Raw genomic sequence first — 19063 nt, forward strand, 5'->3', positions numbered from 1 at the left:
TCTGAAAACGACCGCAGCCAAGACGTTCAACGGCGGATTCGGCGCCGCCCAGCGTATCTCGGTGACCGACGTCAAGGGCAAAATCCAGGTGGCCTATGTGAACCCGGCCTATCTCGGCACGGCTTACGGCATGGGCAAGCTCGAATCTGTTTCCAACAAGCTCAAGACTGCTCTGGGCGCCGTGAAGACATTTGGTTCGGAAAACGGTATTCCTGAGGAAAAACTGGGACCGGGCATGTACCGTTACGCCATGTTCATGCCGTATTTCAAAGATGTGGATGTTTTCATGGAACATCCAGACTATAAGACCGCCGTGGATACGGTTGAAAAGAATCTGGCCGCCGGTGTTGGCGGTACCAAGAAAGTTTATCGTATCGATCTGCCGGGCAAGCAGATTAGCGTTTTCGGTATCGCGATCCCCAAGGGTGATGGTATCGACAAAGGCAACAAGGATACCGACAAGGAAATCATCGACATCGTCGATTTTGGCGAGCTGAAACACACCGCTTACCTGCCCTATGAATTGATGGTGGACGGCAACCGTGTGATCGCCCTGCGCGCGCGTTATCGCATAGCCCTGAATTTCCCGGACACGACCATGGCCGGTGAACACGGATTCACCAAGATCATGACGGCCCCGTGGGGGATCCAGTTGGCACTGGAAGCCGTGGCCGGTTTCAAGCGCGAACAATAGGCGCCCGATAGGCAGCCGGTAGCAACGCCGGTGCCCGCTAATACAAACAGACACGCAAAACGTGTCTGTTTTGTTTTATGAACCATGCTCGTTTATTTGTACGGAAATCCGCGAAATCGCATCACGCTCAGAATGATCTAAACTAAACACAGACTGAATACATAGACTCAACATGTCCGAAACGTCCAGCCCGAAAAACACCCCAGCCGCTGCGCCTGCCGGCGATACCGCCGGTTCGATCGGCAGCACGACCGATCCCCTTAAGCTTCTGGGCCAGGTGCTGGCGCACGCCGTTCGAGTCAACGCCTCGGACATCCATTTGCGCACGCGCAATCATCCCATCCTGCGGGTGGACGGCAACCTGCGCACATTGCGCGAGATCCCGCCATTGCCGCCGGACTTCATGGAGCGGTTGTCGCGCACCATGATGTCGGCGCGACTGCTCGCGTTATTCGAGAAGTCCCATCAGGTGGACCTTTCCATCGGCTTCAAGGATATCGGCCGCGTGCGCGCCAACATATTTTATCAGCGCGGTTCCATCGGCATGGTGCTGCGCGTCATCAGCACCAACATTCCCACGCCCGAGGAATTATTCCTGCCGGAAATTGTGACGGAATTGACAAAACTCGAGCGCGGCCTGGTCCTGCTCACCGGGGCGACCGGCTCCGGCAAATCCACCACCCTGGCCTCGCTCATCAACGGTATCAACCTCGCGCGCAGCGAACACATCATTACCATCGAGGACCCGGTCGAATTCCTGTTCTCCGAGAAGCGTTCGATCATCACACAGCGTGAAGTCGGCATAGACACCAATACTTTTGCCGACGCCATGCGCGCCGCCTTGCGCGAGGATCCGGACGTGATTCTCTTGGGCGAAATGCGCGACCCGGAAACCATTGAAACGGCGATGATCGCCGCGGAAACCGGCCACCTTGTGCTCTCTACGGTGCACTCACCGGGAGCGGCGGAGACCATCTCGCGCATCGTCACCAGTTTCCCACCGGAGGCACAGGTCGGCATCCGCGCCAAGCTGGCGCAGAACCTGCGCGGTGTGGTCAGCCAGCGCTTGTTGCCGCGCAAAAGCGGGCAGGGGCGTATCGTGGCGTGCGAAGTCTTGACGGTTTCGGCATTGTCGCGCGAGTACATACTCGATCCGGTCAAGATCAAAGAACTTTCCGACCTTATCCGCAAAGGGACACTGGCCGAGGGCATGCTGAGTTTCGATTCCTCCCTACTTAGTCTGGTCAAGCAGGGGCTCATTGATGAGGAAACCGCCCTGTTCTATGCGACCAGCCCCACGGACCTCAAGCTCAAACTGCAAGGATTCTGACGCGCGTTTCTCTCACGAGTGGCGCGAGTATCTATCGAGCAGTCTTTGTGTTGAAATGCGCCGGCCAATATATTTAAATTTAAATAAATAAATTGCCGGGAAACGGCTTACGGGTGGATGGGATAATTCGATGGCGGATCGGAGACTTCAGGTTTTTCACACCGTGGCGCGTCTGCTGAGCTTCACCAAGGCGGCCGAGACGCTGCACATGACACAGCCCGCCGTGACCTTCCAGATACGGCAGCTCGAAGAGTATTTCAACACGCGGCTGTTCGACCGCACCCACAACCGCATCAGTCTTACCGCCGCAGGCGAGCGCGTATTCGAGTACGCCGAGCGCATCGTCGCGCTTTATTCCGAGATGGATATTCGCGTCCGCGAGTTGACAGGCGATGTCAGCGGCATTCTCATTATAGGTGCCAGCACCACGATTGCGGAGTACATGCTCCCGAGCCTGCTCGGCACATTCAAGGAAAAACACCCCGGCATCAACATCCGGCTCAAGGTCTCGAATTCCGAAGGCATCGTTCACATGGTCGAGGACAATTCCGTGGACGTGGGCATCGTCGAGTCGCCGATTGTGAACAAGAATCTGGTGGTCGAGGTCTGCTGGCACGACAAGCTCGTGTTCATCTGCCCGCCGCAGCATCCGCTGGCGAAAAAAACCAAGATCACGGTTGGGGACCTCCAGGGCCTGCCGTTCGTGGCGCGTGAGGAGGGCTCCGGCACGCGTGAGTTCATCAATGAATACCTCGCGAAGAACAACATGCAACCGCACGAACTCAACGTCAATGTCGAGGTGGGTAATCCCGAGGCCGTCAAAAGCGCGGTCGAGGCGGGACTGGGCGTGTCCATCGTCTCGCAGGCGACGGTGGTGAAGGAGTTGAAACTGGGCACGCTGGCGGCGCTCCCGCTCGATCCGCCTCTCGAACGGCCGTTCTCCATCGTGTTCCAGCGCCAGAAGTTTCGTCTGCGCGCCATGGACGAGTTCATGGATTTCGCGCATGAGCACTGCGAAAAACGCGCCGCACAGAAGAATTCCCATTCCTAGCGTATCTAGCGACTCGCGTGCCGGACAATATTGAAAAACGCCTGGCCGAGATCGTTAAACGGCTTCCCGCTGCGCAGGCCGCTGCGTTGCTGGAATTCGCCGAGTTTCTGCTGATCCGTCATGGTGGTACCGGCGCGGAAGCAACGCCGAGCGTCACCGCCGCCGAAATTCCCGCACCACTCGATATTCCCCGTCCCACGGAGGAGAGCGTGGTCAAGGCGGTCAAGCGCCTGCGCGCGACTTATCCGATGCTGGATGCGAGGAAGCTGCTGAATGAAACCTCAGCGATCATGACGACGCATGTGATACAGGGGAGGGATAAAGTTGAAGTGATCGAGGAGTTGGAGATTTTGTTTCGGACGCATTACGAGAAATTAGTCGGGAACGACAAGGATTAATAGAACATCTGCGTCTGCGTCATCCCCGCGAAGGCGGGGATGACAACAGCTAGAGAATCTCCGACGCGTAATCGGCTAGGCGCGAGCGCTCGCCGCGCTGGAGTGTGATATGCCCGCTGTGCTCCCACTGTTTGAAGCGATCCACGACGTAGGTCAAACCTGAAGTGGTTTCCGTCAGGTAGGGCGTGTCGATCTGGGCGATGTTGCCGAGGCAGACGATCTTGCTGCCGGGGCCGGCGCGGGTGACGAGGGTCTTGATCTGGTGCGGGCTCAGGTTTTGCGCCTCGTCGATGATGAGGAATTTCTTCAGGAACGTGCGGCCGCGCATGAAGTTCAGGGACTTGATGCGGATGCGGCTGCGCAGCAGGTCATGGGTGGCGGCGCGGCCCCAGGCGCCGTGCTCGTGGGTCGCGGTTTCCTGCAGCACGTCGAGGTTGTCCTCGAGTGCGCCCATCCACGGGCCCATCTTTTCCTCTTCGGTGCCGGGCAGGAAGCCGATGTCCTCGCCCACCGGCACCGTCATGCGCGTCATGATGATTTCCATGTAGCGCTTGGTCTCCAGCGTCTGCATCAGCGCCGCGGCCAGGGTAAGCAGCGTTTTGCCGGTGCCGGCCTGGCCGAGCAGGCTGACGAAATCCACTTCCGGATCCATCAGAAGGTTCAGCGCGAAATTCTGTTCGCGGTTGCGCGCATGGATGCCCCAGACCTTGTTGCGTTCCGAGGCATAGTCCTTCACGACCTCGATGATTGCCGAATCGCTCTCAATCTTGCGCACCACGGCCTCGAACGGACGCTGCTCGTTACTGTACAGGAACAGGTTAGGCAGCCAGGCGCGCGCCTTGGGCCCGCGCAGGCGGTAGAAGGTGCGGCCTTCCTCCTTCCACGATTCCATGTTCTTGCTGTGCGTTTCCCAGAAATCCGCGTCCAGAATCGAAGCGCCGGTGTACAGCAGGTTGGCGTCGTCCAGCACTTGGTCGTTGGTGTAATCCTCCGCGTGAATGCCGAGCGCGCGCGCCTTGAGGCGCAGGTTGATGTCCTTGGTAACGAGAATCGTCTGCCGGTCCGGATGGCTTTTGCTCAGATCCAGCGTGATGCCGAGCAGGGCGTTGTCCGAGCTGCGGCCGGAAAGGCCGAACGGCAACGGGCTGCGTGCCTCCTCCATGTGAAAGTACAGATGCCCGGTTTCGATATCCTTGGTGACGGAAGGCAGCTTGATGCCGTGACTGATGTCGCCGTTGGCCTTTTCCACCAGCTCGTCGAGCAGGCGGCTGACCTGGCGCACGTTGCGCGCCACTTCCGACATGCCGACCTTGATGTTGTCGAGTTCTTCCAGCACCACGATGGGAATGACCACATCGTGTTCCTGAAATCGCAGGATCGATGTCGGATCGTGGATGAGAACGTTGGTGTCGACGACGAAAATCTTTCGCTTGGTGGTCATTGATGCTTTGACGCGGGTTTCTGGAGTTTCCGGATTTCCTCGATGACTTCGTCCGCGTGTCCCTTGACCTTCACGCCGCGGAATTCGCGGCGTAACACCCCGTCCTTGTCGAGGATGAAGGTACTGCGGTCCACGCCGAGATATTTTTTTCCATACAGGCTTTTTTCACGAATTACGTCGAAGATTTGGCAAAGCACCTCGTCTTCGTCGGAAATGAGCTCGAAGGGGAATTTGAACTTGGCCTTGAATTTTTCGTGCGAGGCGAGGCTGTCGCGCGAGATGCCATACACCGCGGTCTTGAGTTTCTTGAATTCATCGGCGCGGTCGCGGAAATCCTGCCCCTCGAGGGTGCAGCCGGGGGTGTCGTCCTTGGGATAGAAATACAGTACCGTGTATTTTCCCTTGAGATCATGCAGGCGGAAGGTCTTGTCCGCGGTGGCCTGCAGCTTTGTGTCGGGGACGATTTTTCCTACTACGGCTTTTTTCATGGCGGTTTCTGAAGCTGGTGACTGAATTGTAACGGGATGGCGCGCCGGATAACAGGGATTGCCGTCAGTCCGCCTCGCGCTCGACGGTGCAGCAATGCGGCGCGGATTCGCCATCGCCGCGCAGCACCTCGCCGGTGACGGGATTGGGACGGAAGGTGGTGCAGCCCTTGAGGCCCATGTGATAGGCCTGCTGGTAGATTTCCTTGAAATCCTCGAAGTGGTAATCGCGCGGTACGTTGATGGTTTTGGAAATGGAGTTATCCACGAATGGCTGCAACGCCGCCTGCATTCCGAGATGCGCCGCGGGGTTCAGCGCGCGGGTATCCACGAAGGCGGACGACGGTTTCCCGGCGCCGCGCTGTGCGCGCCACCGGTGCAGGGCGTAGTCGGTCAGCGGGTGCTCGGTGTAACGGCCGTCGAGCTCCAGCACACGCCGGGTGAGGCTGAATTGGTACACCGGCTCGAGGCCGCTGGAAATATTGTTGGCCAGGAGACTGATCGTGCCGGTCGGCGCGATCGCGGTCAGGTGGCTGTTGCGCAGGCCGTGACGTGCGATGTCACCCTGGATGTCGTGCGGCAGACCCTGGATGAATTTTCCCTGCAAATATTTCTCGCGCTCGAAAAACGGGAACGCGCCTTTTTCCCTGGCCAGGGCGATCGAGCTGCGGTAGGCCGTGTGGCAGATCGCCTGCATGATATTGGCCGCGAGCTGGCGCGCCGGTTCATCGTCGTAGCGCAGGCCGAGCATGATGAGCGTGTCCGCCAGGCCCGTGAATCCCAGGCCGATGCGCCGCGTGCCGCGCGCCTGCGTGGCTTGTTTTTCCAGCGGGAACTGCGAGGCGTCGATGACGTTGTCCATCATGCGCGTGGCGATGGCGGCGGTATTCCGGATGCCGTCCAAATCCAGTCGTGCCTTGTCACCGAAGGGGTCGCGGACGAATGCGGTCAAATTGATGGAACCGAGATCACAAGCGCCGTAGGGCGGCAACGGAATTTCGCCACAGGGGTTGCTGGAGCTGATGTGCTCGCGGTACCAGAGATTGTTGAACTGGTTGATGCGGTCGATGAACAACACGCCCGGCTCGGCGTATTCGTACGTGGCGCGCATGAGCCGGTCCCACAGGGCGCGGGCGCGCAACCGCCGGTACACGCGACAGCGCACCGGCGCGGATTGGCCCGACCAGGGCCGCATCACGGTTTCGACTCCCGCGGCAGCGACATCCTCGGCGGGGAAGACGAGCGCCCAGTCATCGTCGCGGCGCACGGCGTCCATAAAGGCATCCGTGACCAGCACGGAAAGATTGAAATGTCGCAGCACATGGCTGTCGCGCTTGGCGTCGATGAAGGCTTCGATGTCGGGGTGGTCGCAGCGCAACGTGGCCATCATCGCGCCGCGGCGCGCGCCAGTGGAAAGCAGCGTGGCGCACATGGCGTCCCAGATCTGCATGAACGACACCGGCCCCGAGGCGACGGTGCCGACGCTTTTCGCCTGCGCGCCCTGGGGTCGCAGTGTGGAGAAGTCGTAACCCACGCCGCCGCCCTGCTGCATGGTGAGCGCGCCCTCTTTCAGTCCATCGAAGATGCCGTCCATTGAATCTTCGATGGTGCCCATGACGAAGCAGTTGAACAGCGTCACGCGCCGGCCGGTGCCGGCGCCGGCCTGGATGCGTCCGCCGGGGAGGAATCTGAAATCACGCAGGGCTTCGTAAAAACGCTGTTCCCACTGGGACCGGTCGTCCTTTTCCGCCCCCACCAGCGCGCGCGCGATGCGCCGCCAGGTGTCGTCGATGGTTTTGTCATGCACGACATCGCCGTCGCGGAAGCGATATTTACTGTCCCAGATATGACGGGAAATCTCGGCGATGAAGGGGTTGTCAGCCATGGCTCGTCAATTCTGTATGACTCCGTGGTCCACCGCCACTGCCAGTTCGCGTAGCGCCGGTGCGACGGTCACGGGGTAGGGCGGCGCGACTTCGAGTTCGCGCAAGCGTCGTGACAACCGCTGGAGCTGCTCCGCCGCGTGGCGGCGAGTGTCCATGAGTGTTTCCGGCGCCTGCACGCGCTTGCCGTTTCGCATCACCGGCAGAATCAGGGCATCTCCCGGTTGCGGATCGGTTTCGAGCGTGAGCACGTCGCCGGTCATGACCCCGCTTGCGTCAAATGCGCGATACACCTGTTTACGTCCCGGCCATGTGGCTTTGCCTTCGGAGCGCTTGCGCCGCGCGCGCCCGGCGTATTCCTGCAACTTGTAGGCACAGTCGAGAAACGGCGCATCGGCCGAGGTATCCATATTCGTGCCGACACCGAAACCGTCGATCGGTGCGCCGCGTGACAGCAGACTCCGCAACGCATGTTCATCGAGGCTGCCGCTCGAAAAGATGCCGATCTCCTTGAGACCCGCGTCGTCCAGAATCCGGCGCACGTTATGCGCATGGAGAGCGAGATCACCGCTGTCGATACGGATCGCCTTGATGGTGATACCCATTTTTTTAAGTCGCGGCGCCAACTGCGCCACCTTGTGTGCCGCGGCCTCCGTGTCATACGTGTCGATGAGCAGCGTCACGTTCTCCGGCTGCGCGCGGGCGAAATGCTCGAAAGCCAGCGCTTCGGAATCGTGCGTCTCGATAAACGAATGCGCCATGGTTCCGTATGTCGGGATGCCAAATTCGGCGCCCGCGAGGACATTGGAAGTGCCGTCGAACCCGGCGATATAACTGGCCCGCGCGGCGAATAGTGCCGCTTCCGCGCCATGCGCGCGCCGCATGCCGAAATCAACTAGCAGTTTTCCGGGGGCGGTCAAGACCACGCGCGCGGCTTTCGAAGTCACCAGCGTCTGGAAGTGCAGCAGGTTGATGATCCGGCTTTCGACGAGTTGCGCCTCGGCGATGGGTGCCGTCACGCGCAGGATCGGTTCGTCGGCGAAGAACAAGGTGCCTTCCGGCATGGCATGCACGTCGCCGGTGAAGCGCAGTTTGGCGAGCTGATCGGGAAAGTCCCGGCGGAAGCGCCCGCTGTTCCGCACCCACTCGAGCTCTTTCCCGGTGAAGCGCAGGTTTTCGAGGAATTGCAGCACCTGCTCGAGCCCGGCCGCCATCAGAAAATTGCGGTTCCGCGGTAGCCGCCGGACAAAAAACTCGAAAACGGCGATATCGTTCATACCCTGCGCGAAGTACGCCTGCAGCATGGTGAGCTGGTAGAGGTCGGTGAGCAGGGGGCTTTTATGAGATTCGATCATGTGTCGAGAGTGCTCAAGCTGAGTGGCGTCGCACCGAGATGCTGCATTTCCGCTTCGGCCTTGCGCCCGTCGTCGGGTTTCACGTTGACGGCGCGGATGGCATCGGACAGTAAATACACGTCGTAGTCCAGCCGGCGTGCGTCGCGTACCGTGTTCAGCACGCAGTAATCGGTGGCCAGTCCGCCGATGAACAACCGTTTTATATTACGCGCACGCAGGCGCGCGTCGAGATCGGTGCCTTCGAATCCGGAGTAGGCGTCCTTGTCCGGCTGGGTGGCTTTGGAGATGACGAAGGTGCCGGAGGAAAACTTCAGCAGCGCGGCAAACTGCGCGCCGGGGGATTCAGCGACGCAGTGCGGCGGCCACGGACCGCCCTGGGCCTTGAACGAACAGTGATTCGCCGGATGCCAGTCGCGTGTGGCGTAGACGGGCAACTCGCGCGCGACGAATCCGGCGAGATAGCGGTTCAATACCGGTACGACCGCATCCCCATCCGGAACCGCAAGACTTCCGCCGGGCAGAAAGTCGTTCTGCACGTCAACCACGATGAGCGCATCGCCGGGACTGATACGGATTTTTTGCGCAGGCCTCGCCATGGTCTCTTGTCTCTGGTTGGCGGAATTGAGCGGCGCATCTTTGGCGTCCGCTCCAATTCCACCGCTTAAGAAATTGTACGCTTAAGCAGCGGTCGCAGCAGCTTGAGCGGCCGGGTATTGAGCACATCCTTTTTTTCCAGCCAGCCGCGCCGCGCCTGACCCACACCATAAACGAGGTTATCGAAGTCCTGGGCGCTGTGGGCATCAGAGCTGATGGCCACGAGCACCTCCTCGTCCCGCGCCATCTGGCAGTAGATGTCCAGAAGATCCAGCCGTTCCGGGTGCGCATTGAGTTCGAGAAAACAGCCGCGCTCACGCGCCCGGCGGATGATCTTGAGCATGTCCACGTCATAGGGCTCGCGCGTATTCAGCAGGCGGCCCGTCGGGTGGGCGAGGATGGTGAAATGCGGATGATCCATGGCGCGCAGGATGCGTTCGGTCTGTTTGGCGCGCGAGAGATTGAACTTGCTGTGCACCGCGCCGACCACGAGATCGCACTCTGACAGGACGTTATCCGGCAGGTCGAGAGCGCCGTCCTCGAGGATATCCACTTCGATGCCTTTTAATAGGGTGATGTTCTTGAGCTGGTCGTTCAGTTTGTCGATTTCATTCATCTGTCTGCGCAACTGTTGTGGGGCCAGCCCGTGCGCCACGGTGAGGCGGCGCGAGTGTTCGGTGATGGCGAGGTATTCAAAGCCATGCTGGCGCGCGGCGTCGGCCATCTCGCGCACCGTATGGTGCCCGTCGGTGGCCTTGGTGTGGGCGTGGAGGTCGCCCTTGAGATCGGCGAACGCCACCAGCTTCGGGAGCTTGCCGGCGCGCGCGGCTTCGATCTCGCCGCGGTTTTCACGCAGCTCGGGTGGAATCCAAGGCAAGCCTACGGAGCGATACACGGATTCTTCCGTATCGCCCGCGATTCGTTTTTCACCCTTGAATACGCCGTATTCGCTGATCTTGAGTCTGCGCTCCTGGGCCAGGCGGCGTATCTCGATGTTGTGCGCCTTGGAGCCTGTGAAATACTGCCAAGCGGCGCCAAAGCAATCCTCGTTCACGACCCGCACATCCACCTGCAGGCCGGACTTGAGTATCACCGTCGCGCGCGTCGAGCCCTTGGCCAGCACGTCCTTGACCTCGTCGTAGGCGACGAAGCGGTCCATCACATTTTCTGTGTTACCGGCTGTCACCAGAATATCGATATCGCCCACGGTCTCCTTGAAGCGGCGGTAAGATCCGGCGAGCACCGCCTGGTTCACGCCGGAAATCTTTTCAAGATATTTCCTCAGCGGTTCGGCGTATTGTGCCGCCACGGCCAGCTTGAAGCGGGCCTGCTTTTCGACATGCGCGGAGATTGCTTCGAGGATGGTCTGTTCGGTTTTCTCACCGAAACCGGGAAGCTTGCGGATACGCCCGTCGCTTGCCGCGCGCGCCAGTTGTTCGAGCGTGTGCACATCAAGTTCGTGGTACAGCGCACGCACGCGCTTGGGCCCGAGGCCCGGAATTTTAAGTAGCTCGGTGATGGTCGGCGGAGTTTTTTTGCGCAGCTTCTCCAGGAACTGGCACTTGCCGGTCTCAACGATCTCCTGAATCTTGGCGGCGAGGTCGTCGCCGATGCCGGGCAGCTCGGTGAGATCCTCGCCCTTCGCTACCATATCCGCCGCTGGCACGCCCATGCCCTGCAGTTGGCGTGCGGCGTTGCGATAGGCGCGCACGCGGAAGGGGTTCGCATTCTCGATTTCGAGCAGGTCGGCGATCTCCTCGAAGAGAGCGGCGATGTCGGCGTTATGGACCGGCATGATCAGTTTCCTCCCATCAGTCCGATCAATTCCAGGGCATTGCGCGGCGCGACGCCGAAGGCATCGTTGTCGAAGTAGACATGGACGTCACGGCCTTCCCTGAGCCAGCGACGGATGCATTTGGCCCACTGTCCCAGTTCCTTCGTGCTGTAAGCCGAGGCATAGGTGATGGCGTGACCGTGCAACCGGACATACACCATGTCGGTGGTCACGGCATTCCATAGCGGCCAGTCGGCGGCATCTGATTGGCATACGGCCAGATGGTGCGCGTGCAGACACGCGGCGACTTCCGTGTCGAACCATGAATCATGGCGGAATTCGATGGTGTGGCGCACGGAGCGCCAGCTTTTGAGGGCGCGCGCAAAGCCCTCAAGTCGATCCATGTTTTTATGGAATCGCTCGGGCAATTGCCAGACCACGGCGGCGAGCTTGTTTCCCAGCCCTTTGGCGCGATCGCGTTCGATACGAATCGCGGGCAGCGGATCGGCGAGCTTCTTGTTGTGCGTCACGAACCGGTTGCCCTTGATGGCAAAGCGGAAATCGGCCGGCGTCTCATTGCGCCAGCGACGGAATGTTTCCTGGCTTTGCAGGCGGTAGAAGGTGGCGTTGACTTCAATGCCACTGAATCGCTCGGCGCAGAACTGAAGCCAGTTCTTGCGGGAAAGGCCACGATAGAAATCGTCGCGCCAGGAGTCGTAGTTCCATCCGCTGGTGCCAATGCAGGCGCGGCCAGCCATGTTCATCCCTTGATGCAGACGAGCGGTTCCAGCCGTGCCACCTTGCGCGCGAGGCCGGCGGCATCGGCGGCATCCACCACCGCGGACACGTCCTTGTAGGCGCCTGGTGCCTCTTCAGCCACGCCACGCCCGGAGGGGCTGCGAATCAGGATTCCGCGCGCCGCCAGTTCGTCAATCACCTGCCGCCCCTTCCAGGTTTTGTACGCCTGGTGCCGGCTCATGGCGCGCCCGGCGCCGTGGCAAGCAGAGCTGAATGACAGCGCTTCGCCTTCCCTGGCGCCGACAAGAATATAAGAGCCGGTGCCCATGGAGCCGCCAATCAACACTGGCTGGCCTACGCTGCGCAGAGCCGAGGGTATATCCGGATGACCTGGGCCGAAGGCGCGCGTCGCGCCCTTGCGGTGCACGTAGAGTTTGCGCGGCTTACCGTCCACGACATGCTCTTCGATCTTGCAGGTGTTGTGTGAGACGTCGTAGAGCAGCGGCAGGCGCGCCTTGGGCAGCACCTGGGCGAAGGCGTCACGCACCAGATGCGTCAGGATCTGACGGTTGGCGAGCGCGCAGTTGATCGCGGCGCGCATTGCGCCGAGATAATCCTCGCCCAGCGGGGAGTTGATCGGCGCACAGGCGAGTTCGCGGTCGGGGAGCATGATGCCGTAGCCCGAGGCGGCGATCACCATTTCCTTCAGGAACTCGGTGCCGATCTGATGCCCGAGACCGCGCGAACCGCAGTGAATGCTGACGACGACATCGTTTTCGCGGATACCAAAAACGTTCGCTACTTTGACGTCGAAGACCTTCACGACCTTCTGCACCTCGAGATAATGATTGCCGCTGCCGAGCGTGCCCATCTCATCACGCTGGCGTTTCTTCGCATGCTCGGACACGCAGTCCGGGCGCGCGCCGCGCATCTGGCCCTGCTCCTCGATATGTTCGAGATCCGCCGCGTTCCCGTAACCGCGCTTCACCGCCCATGCCGCGCCGCCGGTGAGCATGGCGTCCATTTCGTACTGGTTCAGGCGGATGGCGCCGGTGCTGCCGAGACCGGCGGGAATTTCCCTATATAAGGTATCGGCCAGCGATTTCTGAACCGCGATGACATCCTCGCTGTTCAGCCCGGTATGCAGACAGCGCACGCCGCAGGAGATGTCGAAGCCCACGCCACCCGCCGACACCACGCCGCCTTCCTCCGGATCGAAGGCGGCCACGCCGCCGATGGGAAAGCCGTAGCCCCAATGCGCGTCGGGCATGGCATAGGAGGCCTTGACGATGCCGGGCAGGGTGGCGACGTTGCACACCTGCTCATAGACCTTGTGGTCCATGGCACGGATCAAGGCTTCGTCCGCGTAGATCACCGCCGGCACGCGCATGGCGCCATGGGGAGCGATTTCCCATTCGTAGTCGGTGTGGCGGGCGAAGAGCGATATATCCATTGCGGCTATTGTCTCATTCCTGCGGAAGCTACGTTGGTTGTCATCCCCGCGAAGGCGGGGTGAGGCGGAGTTTTCGTGAACACACTTAACGTGTGTTCACGCCGCCGAACGGGTGCAACGGGTTTTGTTGCACCCCGGGCAGCAACAGGTTTTAAATGTTATCGCGCGCCTTGCGCGCGATTTCAAAACCTAACTTGTGGGTGGCTGACCCACGGCAGGTTCCTTTGGACTCGGGCCATCCCTGGCCCTCGCCCTTCGGGCAGACTGCGTCTGTCCAAATTCGATCCTGTCGAATTTGTCTTCGCTCGTGCAAAGACAATTTTGCCGGGAGCAAAATTGGGCGCGCTCCGCGCGCCCGCAGGGCCCGCGCCAGGGATGGCGCGGGCCAAAAGGAACCAAAAGAAAGCACGCCCCGGATGGCGCCCTGATCCTCGCCTCCGCGGCTTTGGGTCCCGGCGCTGGCCCAACGAGACTTCCTGTCTCGTGGGCCAGTCGCGCACTTCCGTGTGCGCGACCCCTTCGGGGCGCTTGCCCAAAGCCTTACGGGGCTTGGGTGCGCCATACGGGGTTGGAAAAAAGCAAAGCGCCAAGCGCTGGTGTTTTCAGGCCCCCGTAGCCGCCGCCGAGCATCGCAGCCGGAATCGGGAGAAGCGAGCCTCGTGTTTGAGCCCGTGGCGCGTTTCTTAGCGCCCGGCGAGTTAGGCGAGCGCCGATTCCGGCGAGAAGCACAGGAAGCAGTCGGCGGCTCCGGGGTGTCTTTCTTTTTGGTGACTTTTTCTTGGACAAGCAAGAAAAAGTCACCTGCCGTGGGTCAGCCACCCACAAGTACACGCGGCCGAAGGCCGCTCGATAGAAGAGAGGTGCAGGGGCGGAGCCACCCGCAATTAGCCGTTCAATCGTGCGCGGAGCGCACACAAATATCCAGTTCATACATCCACCACGCACTGCGCGACCCATTCGCCATTGCTCTCGCGCGCGACCCGCAACGCGGTGTAGGTCGCGCCTTTGATCTCGACCGCCAATTGATGTTTGCCGGTATCCATCGGCTGGCCCCAAGCGCGTGCCGTGAGCACATGATTCTTAATATGAACCTCGAAACGGCTGAACAGCCATTTGCGCGTGGCTATCTCGTAAATGAGCGCATTGAGCCAGTCCACCAGCAACAATTCATCGTCCGGCGCCGCACAGGCAATTTCCACTGTTTCGACAGCGGATATTTTTGCCGGATCGGTAATCACGGCGGACATGGCGATAGCCGCCTGCTCGAAAGCCTCTTCCTTGGAATTACCAATCCCGCGCACGCCCATATCGGCCTCATGTGAAAAATGTTCCCAGCGGTTCTTGTTCATGGCACGGAACAGGCAGCATTAATGATTTTATTGAAAGCGGCGCATGATTTCGACAACCGTCGCTTCATCCACGTCCGTCCACTGTTCGTAAGCATCGGCGACAGCAAAACTCATGCCTTCACGGATATTCGGACAATACAGCGAGTCCACTTCGGCAGCAATTCGTGCGGCGGCGGTCGCATGTCCTGTCGGAATCGCGACGATGATTTTATCCGCCGCAAGACGATGTATCGCTTCCACCGCGGTAAGCAGGGTAAATCCGGAAGCAAGACCATCGTCAATGAGGATGATGGTGCGGTGCCTGAGATCCGGCAGAAAAGGATCCCCGCGCAACTGACGCAGACGGCGTTCCACTTTTTCTTTTGTGCGGGTGATGCCGTCCTGCACCACTTCCGGCCGCAATCCCAAGACCGCGACCAGTTCCTGATTCAGCTGCACCGAGCCATCGAAAGCCACCGCGCCGTATCCCGATTCCGTGCTCCAGGGCAAGGTGATCTTGCTGACGACCGCAAGATCGAGCGGCAGGCTGAGTTGTTTCGCCACCTCCGCCGCCACCGGTACGCCACCGGCCGGAATCGCGAGGATCAGCGCATCTGTACCGCGGAACGCAACCAGCATCCACGCTAGCACATTCCCGGCGTGGGTACGGTCGCGGAATACCTGTCCACGATTACGCATTTCGGGAAGATCAAAAAGTTTTCCCGCGGTGTCTGACATGAACAGACGTATACCACTGTTCTCACCGCGGAAACATGATGGCCATCAAACCGCGATCCGATCCGGATGGATCCGGCGGTGGGGAATCAGGCGGCGAAATTCGCCAAGCGCACCGGCTGACGTCGCGCCCCCCACGTGCCCGGCTTGGCCTCGAACACTCCGGCGCAGGCGGTGCCGCAGGCCATGCATTTTCCTTCTTTATCGAGATTCCAAGCGGTGAGATTGTACCAGTCGCGCCCGATGACCTTGGCACCGCAGTGATAGCAATAGGTTGAGTCGCCCGCTTCGTTGTGCACGTTGCCGGTATAGGCATAGCGCACGCCGTTTTTCATCGCGATCCGGCGCGCGTTGATGAGCGTGGCCGGCGGTGTCGGCGGTATATCGCGCATTTTCCAGTCCGGGTGAAACGCGGAGAAGTGCATCGGTACGTCGGGCCCGAGATTTTCCGCCACCCACTGCGTCATTTCCTCGAGCTCCTTTTCCGAGTCATTGAGGCCGGGGATGAGCAGGGTGGTGATCTCGAACCAGACCTTGGTTTCGTGCTTGAGGTATTTGAGCGTGTCGAGCACGGGCTGCAGATGCGAACCGGTCACCTTCCAGTAGAAATCCTCGGTGAAGGCCTTAAGGTCCACGTTGGCCGCGTCCATGTATTGGTAAAATTCGCGCCGCGGCTCGTCGCACATGTACCCTGCCGTGACCGCGACGGATTTAATGCCGAGTTCGCGGCAGGCCTTGGCGACATCAATCGCATACTCCATAAAGATCGTCGGATCGTTATAGGTATAAGCCACGCTGCGGCAATCGAGTTCCTTGGCCGCCTTGGCGATGGTTTCGGGCGAAGCCTGATCCATCAACGTGTCGAGTTCGCGCGATTTGCTGATGTCCCAGTTCTGGCAGAATTTGCACGCGAGATTGCAGCCGGCGGTGCCGAAGGAAAGGACTGGTGTCCCGGGGAGAAATTGGTTGAGCGGTTTTTTCTCGATCGGGTCCACGCAATAGCCGCTTGAGCGGCCATAGGTGGTCAGCACAATCTGATCGTTATGATTGCCGCGCACGAAACACAGGCCGCGTTGTCCTTCATGCAGCTTGCAGTAACGCGGGCAGACATCGCACTGGACCCGCCCGTCGTCGAGCTTGTGCCAGTAATGGGTCGGGACCACCGACGCCGAATCAAGAATTTCCGTTTCCATGGATGATTAATGCGGCTTGGGAAGTGCTAAATCAATATATTCATACTACGCCTGCGCAGTTTTACTTGAAAATAGCGTCGGGTGGGCACATTGTAGTAACTGGTTTCCAGTGGAAATAATCATGACCAGTGTGCGAAATCCGGCGGTGGCCGGCCTGTTTTACCCCGCAGATCCGCGTGAATTACACGCGATGGTCACGGATTTTCTCGGCGCGGTACCCGCGGCCGGGACCGTGCCCAAGGCCATCATCGCGCCGCACGCAGGCTATGTTTATTCGGGTCCGATCGCGGCATCCGTTTATGCACGGCTCAAACCCGCGCGCGGCCGCATCACGCGCGTGGTGCTGCTCGGTCCCGCGCACCGAGTCGGGTTTCACGGGTTGGCGCTTTCCGCCGCGGATTACTTCATGACCCCTCTGGGGCGCATTCCCGTGGACCAGGAGGCGGTCAAAAAAATATCCCGTCTCTCTTACGTGCGCGTGATGGACGCCGCCCACGTGCAGGAGCACAGCCTCGAGGTGCATCTGCCGTTCCTCCAGGAAGCGCTGGGCGAGTTCAGCTTGGTGCCGCTGGTGGTGGGCGATGCCGGGCCCGAGGAAGTCGGCGAGGTGCTCGATCTTCTCTGGGGCGGGCCGGAAACCCTGATCGTCATCAGCTCGGACTTGAGTCACTATCACGACTATAAAACCGCGCAGAAACTGGATCGCGCGACCTCGCAGGCGATTGAAGAGTTGCGGCCCGAGGATATCGATTACGATCACGCCTGTGGGCGCAACCCGGTGAACGGCCTGCTGCACGTGGCGCGCCGGCTTGGCCTCAAGGCGAAGACCATTGATTTGCGCAATTCCGGCGACACCGCTGGTTCTCATGATCGGGTGGTAGGCTATGGCGCATACGTCTTTGAATAACCTACCGTCCGTCCTCACGCCGCCGCACAAACAGCAGCTTCTGCAATTGGCGGGGGATTCGATCAAGAAAGGCTTGTGCGGCGAGACTCTCGCGGTTCGCGCGACCGATTATCCGGAGCCGTTATGTCTCTTGCGCGCTACGTTTGTCACCTTGCATGTCGAAGAAAAGCTGCGCGGCTGCATCGGGACGCTCGAAGCGCGCCGGACGCTGGTCGAAGACGTGGTGAGCAACGCCTACGGCGCGGCATTCCGCGACACGCGTTTCCCGACGCTGACCTGGCCGGAATACGAACGCCTCGATATCCACATCTCCATTTTAAGCCTGCCCGAGCCGGTGCCGTTTTCTTCCGAGGAGGATCTGCTCGCGCAATTGCGTCCGCAGGTGGATGGGCTGATCATCGAGGAAGGCTTCTATCGCGGCACATTTCTACCATCGGTGTGGGAACAGCTGCCCGAGCCGCGTGAGTTCCTGCGCCACCTCAAGCACAAGGCCGGCCTGCCTCCGGACTACTGGTCGAGCCGCATCCGTGTGCAGCGTTACACCACTGAATCCATCCCTTAACGCGCTACCGCGCGATATTGATCCTTATCAAGGACGGTTCGCGGGAAGGGAATAATCTGGTCTTCCATCCAGGACAAAGTGGAGCTTGCCATGCGCTTCAGCGACCGGGCCGACGCGGGCAAGAAGCTCGCGCAGGCACTGAAGAAATATGAGGGCCAGAACGGCGTGGTTTATGCCCTGCCACGCGGCGGCGTAGTGCTGGGCGCGGAAGTGGCGCGCGCATTGGGCATGCCGCTCGATCTCCTCATCCCCCGGAAAATCGGTCACCCCCTGCAACCTGAATACGCCATCGGCGCCGTCGTGGAAAGCGGCGAGATGGTGTGCAACCAGCGTGAAGTTGCGCGTGTGGATCCACAGTGGTTCCAGCAGGAAGTTGAAGCCGAACGTCAGGAGGCGCGTCGCCGCCGTGAGCTGTATCTGGGCGTACGCGAACCGGTTCCGGTGGAAGGAAAAACAGCGATCATCGTGGACGACGGCATTGCCACGGGTCTTACCATGGAAGTCTCCATTCGCGAAGCGCGGCGCCGCAAGCCGGGGCACCTGGTGGTGGCAGTACCGGTCGCGCCTCCCGATACCGTGGAGCGGATGTCGCGTGAAGTGGACGAATTCGTGGTGCTGGATCGATCTCCTTATTATCTTGGCGCGGTCGGCGCCTATTACGATTCTTTTTACCAAGTAACCGACGAAGAAGTGGTTGCGCTGCTGCGTTTGGCGGCCCCGGAAGAGCGGGCGAAGGAACATGGCCACTCGTGACTGCGAACAACCGGTCAGAATCCCGATGGACGCCGATATCCATGAGGGCGCGCTCATCGTGCCGCCCGCTGCCAATGGCCTCGTGCTGTTCGCCCACGGGAGTGGCAGCGGCCGCCTGAGCCCGCGTAACAACTATGTCGCCGGCGTGTTGCGTGAGAGCGGCGTCGCGACGCTGTTGTTCGATCTGTTGACCGAAAAAGAAGACCGGATTTATGAGAATCGCTTCGACATTGAGCTGCTCACGCAGCGCTTGCAGTTGGCCACGGAATGGGCGGGACAGCAGGCGGCCACGCGCCATCTTGAGATCGGTTATTTCGGCGCCAGCACCGGCGCTGCCGCGGCACTCAAGGCGGCCGCGGCACTTGGGCCGATGATCCGCGCCGTGGTGT

At 60.3% G+C, this 19063-nt stretch carries 19 protein-coding genes; 8 read left to right on the top strand and 11 right to left on the bottom strand.

Going from position 1 to position 19063, the window contains the following annotated elements; all coding sequences use genetic code 11:
- From WB402_RS10325 to WB402_RS10340, 4 genes are all read left to right on the top strand, one after another.
- Positions 1-694, top strand: a 694-nt coding sequence (locus WB402_RS10325) for a hypothetical protein (protein ID WP_424207561.1), incomplete at its 5' end; no start/stop codon positions are given.
- Positions 695-866: 172 nt separating this feature from the next.
- Complete coding sequence (locus tag WB402_RS10330; protein ID WP_424207563.1) at positions 867-2024, top strand: type IV pilus twitching motility protein PilT; 1158 nt, start codon at positions 867-869, stop codon at positions 2022-2024.
- Positions 2025-2154: 130 nt separating this feature from the next.
- On the top strand, positions 2155-3075 hold the full coding sequence (locus tag WB402_RS10335; protein ID WP_424207565.1) for a selenium metabolism-associated LysR family transcriptional regulator: 921 nt from the start codon (positions 2155-2157) through the stop codon (positions 3073-3075).
- Between the two features lie 17 nt (positions 3076-3092).
- The gene (locus tag WB402_RS10340) at positions 3093-3473 is read left to right on the top strand and encodes a hypothetical protein (protein ID WP_424207567.1); all 381 of its coding nucleotides are present in this window, start codon (positions 3093-3095) and stop codon (positions 3471-3473) included.
- A 49-nt stretch (positions 3474-3522) separates the two neighbouring features.
- On the opposite strand, the gene WB402_RS10345 is transcribed toward WB402_RS10340, so the two are convergent.
- The 11 genes from WB402_RS10345 to amrS all read right to left on the bottom strand — a co-directional run bounded on the left by WB402_RS10345 (position 3523) and on the right by amrS (position 16452).
- On the bottom strand, positions 3523-4914 hold the full coding sequence (locus WB402_RS10345) for a PhoH family protein (RefSeq protein ID WP_424207569.1): 1392 nt from the start codon (positions 4912-4914) through the stop codon (positions 3523-3525).
- Positions 4911-5402, bottom strand: a complete 492-nt coding sequence (locus WB402_RS10350; protein WP_424207571.1) for a peroxiredoxin — start codon at positions 5400-5402, stop codon at positions 4911-4913. The genes WB402_RS10345 and WB402_RS10350 overlap by 4 nt, the downstream gene beginning before the upstream one ends.
- Before the next feature lie 64 nt (positions 5403-5466).
- Positions 5467-7284, bottom strand: a complete 1818-nt coding sequence (locus WB402_RS10355; protein WP_424207573.1) for an adenosylcobalamin-dependent ribonucleoside-diphosphate reductase — start codon at positions 7282-7284, stop codon at positions 5467-5469.
- Positions 7285-7290: 6 nt separating this feature from the next.
- Positions 7291-8637 (bottom strand): nicotinate phosphoribosyltransferase, encoded by a 1347-nt coding sequence (locus WB402_RS10360; protein WP_424207575.1) that lies wholly within the window; start codon positions 8635-8637, stop codon positions 7291-7293.
- Positions 8634-9233, bottom strand: coding sequence for an isochorismatase family protein (locus WB402_RS10365; RefSeq protein ID WP_424207577.1), 600 nt, complete (start codon positions 9231-9233; stop codon positions 8634-8636). The genes WB402_RS10360 and WB402_RS10365 overlap by 4 nt, the downstream gene beginning before the upstream one ends.
- A 65-nt stretch (positions 9234-9298) precedes the next feature.
- On the bottom strand, positions 9299-11026 hold the full coding sequence (gene polX / locus WB402_RS10370; protein ID WP_424207579.1) for a DNA polymerase/3'-5' exonuclease PolX: 1728 nt from the start codon (positions 11024-11026) through the stop codon (positions 9299-9301).
- Positions 11027-11028: 2 nt separating this feature from the next.
- On the bottom strand, positions 11029-11763 hold the full coding sequence (locus WB402_RS10375; RefSeq protein ID WP_424207581.1) for a DUF72 domain-containing protein: 735 nt from the start codon (positions 11761-11763) through the stop codon (positions 11029-11031).
- A gap of 2 nt (positions 11764-11765) precedes the next feature.
- On the bottom strand, positions 11766-13196 hold the full coding sequence (locus tag WB402_RS10380) for an RtcB family protein (protein ID WP_424207583.1): 1431 nt from the start codon (positions 13194-13196) through the stop codon (positions 11766-11768).
- Positions 13197-14122: 926 nt separating this feature from the next.
- Positions 14123-14545: an archease gene (locus WB402_RS10385; RefSeq protein WP_424207584.1), complete on the bottom strand. Its 423-nt coding sequence runs from the start codon at positions 14543-14545 to the stop codon at positions 14123-14125.
- 27 nt (positions 14546-14572) lie between these two features.
- Positions 14573-15262 (bottom strand): phosphoribosyltransferase, encoded by a 690-nt coding sequence (locus WB402_RS10390; RefSeq protein WP_424207586.1) that lies wholly within the window; start codon positions 15260-15262, stop codon positions 14573-14575.
- A gap of 86 nt (positions 15263-15348) precedes the next feature.
- Positions 15349-16452, bottom strand: a complete 1104-nt coding sequence (amrS, locus tag WB402_RS10395; protein WP_424207588.1) for an AmmeMemoRadiSam system radical SAM enzyme — start codon at positions 16450-16452, stop codon at positions 15349-15351.
- 121 nt (positions 16453-16573) lie between these two features.
- Here amrS and amrB point away from each other — a divergent pair, with 121 nt between their 5' ends.
- The 4 genes from amrB to WB402_RS10415 form a co-directional block, all read left to right on the top strand.
- Positions 16574-17359, top strand: coding sequence for an AmmeMemoRadiSam system protein B (gene amrB / locus WB402_RS10400; protein ID WP_424207590.1), 786 nt, complete (start codon positions 16574-16576; stop codon positions 17357-17359).
- Positions 17337-17921, top strand: a complete 585-nt coding sequence (amrA, locus tag WB402_RS10405) for an AmmeMemoRadiSam system protein A (RefSeq protein WP_424207592.1) — start codon at positions 17337-17339, stop codon at positions 17919-17921. The genes amrB and amrA overlap by 23 nt, the downstream gene beginning before the upstream one ends.
- Before the next feature lie 90 nt (positions 17922-18011).
- Complete coding sequence (locus tag WB402_RS10410; RefSeq protein ID WP_424207594.1) at positions 18012-18674, top strand: phosphoribosyltransferase; 663 nt, start codon at positions 18012-18014, stop codon at positions 18672-18674.
- Positions 18661-19063: dienelactone hydrolase family protein (locus tag WB402_RS10415; protein ID WP_424207596.1), on the top strand; the 403-nt coding region annotated here is incomplete at its 3' end. The genes WB402_RS10410 and WB402_RS10415, both read left to right, overlap by 14 nt.

This window comes from Sulfuricaulis sp., from assembly GCF_049587675.1.
Lineage (GTDB): Bacteria > Pseudomonadota > Gammaproteobacteria > Acidiferrobacterales > Sulfurifustaceae > Sulfuricaulis.

What these genes read in the sequence shown, in the direction of transcription:
- amrA (WP_424207592.1), top strand. Translation starts at nt 17,337, where the DNA reads ATGGCGCATACGTCTTTGAATAACCTACCGTCCGTCCTCACGCCGCCG.
- WB402_RS10390 (WP_424207586.1), bottom strand. Translation starts at nt 15,262, where the DNA reads ATGTCAGACACCGCGGGAAAACTTTTTGATCTTCCCGAAATGCGTAAT.
- WB402_RS10360 (WP_424207575.1), bottom strand. Translation starts at nt 8,637, where the DNA reads ATGATCGAATCTCATAAAAGCCCCCTGCTCACCGACCTCTACCAGCTC.
- WB402_RS10345 (WP_424207569.1), bottom strand. Translation starts at nt 4,914, where the DNA reads ATGACCACCAAGCGAAAGATTTTCGTCGTCGACACCAACGTTCTCATC.
- WB402_RS10410 (WP_424207594.1), top strand. Translation starts at nt 18,012, where the DNA reads ATGCGCTTCAGCGACCGGGCCGACGCGGGCAAGAAGCTCGCGCAGGCA.
- amrB (WP_424207590.1), top strand. Translation starts at nt 16,574, where the DNA reads ATGACCAGTGTGCGAAATCCGGCGGTGGCCGGCCTGTTTTACCCCGCA.
- WB402_RS10330 (WP_424207563.1), top strand. Translation starts at nt 867, where the DNA reads ATGTCCGAAACGTCCAGCCCGAAAAACACCCCAGCCGCTGCGCCTGCC.
- WB402_RS10350 (WP_424207571.1), bottom strand. Translation starts at nt 5,402, where the DNA reads ATGAAAAAAGCCGTAGTAGGAAAAATCGTCCCCGACACAAAGCTGCAG.
- WB402_RS10365 (WP_424207577.1), bottom strand. Translation starts at nt 9,233, where the DNA reads ATGGCGAGGCCTGCGCAAAAAATCCGTATCAGTCCCGGCGATGCGCTC.
- amrS (WP_424207588.1), bottom strand. Translation starts at nt 16,452, where the DNA reads ATGGAAACGGAAATTCTTGATTCGGCGTCGGTGGTCCCGACCCATTAC.
- polX (WP_424207579.1), bottom strand. Translation starts at nt 11,026, where the DNA reads ATGCCGGTCCATAACGCCGACATCGCCGCTCTCTTCGAGGAGATCGCC.
- WB402_RS10380 (WP_424207583.1), bottom strand. Translation starts at nt 13,196, where the DNA reads ATGGATATATCGCTCTTCGCCCGCCACACCGACTACGAATGGGAAATC.
- WB402_RS10375 (WP_424207581.1), bottom strand. Translation starts at nt 11,763, where the DNA reads ATGGCTGGCCGCGCCTGCATTGGCACCAGCGGATGGAACTACGACTCC.
- WB402_RS10385 (WP_424207584.1), bottom strand. Translation starts at nt 14,545, where the DNA reads ATGAACAAGAACCGCTGGGAACATTTTTCACATGAGGCCGATATGGGC.
- WB402_RS10335 (WP_424207565.1), top strand. Translation starts at nt 2,155, where the DNA reads ATGGCGGATCGGAGACTTCAGGTTTTTCACACCGTGGCGCGTCTGCTG.
- WB402_RS10355 (WP_424207573.1), bottom strand. Translation starts at nt 7,284, where the DNA reads ATGGCTGACAACCCCTTCATCGCCGAGATTTCCCGTCATATCTGGGAC.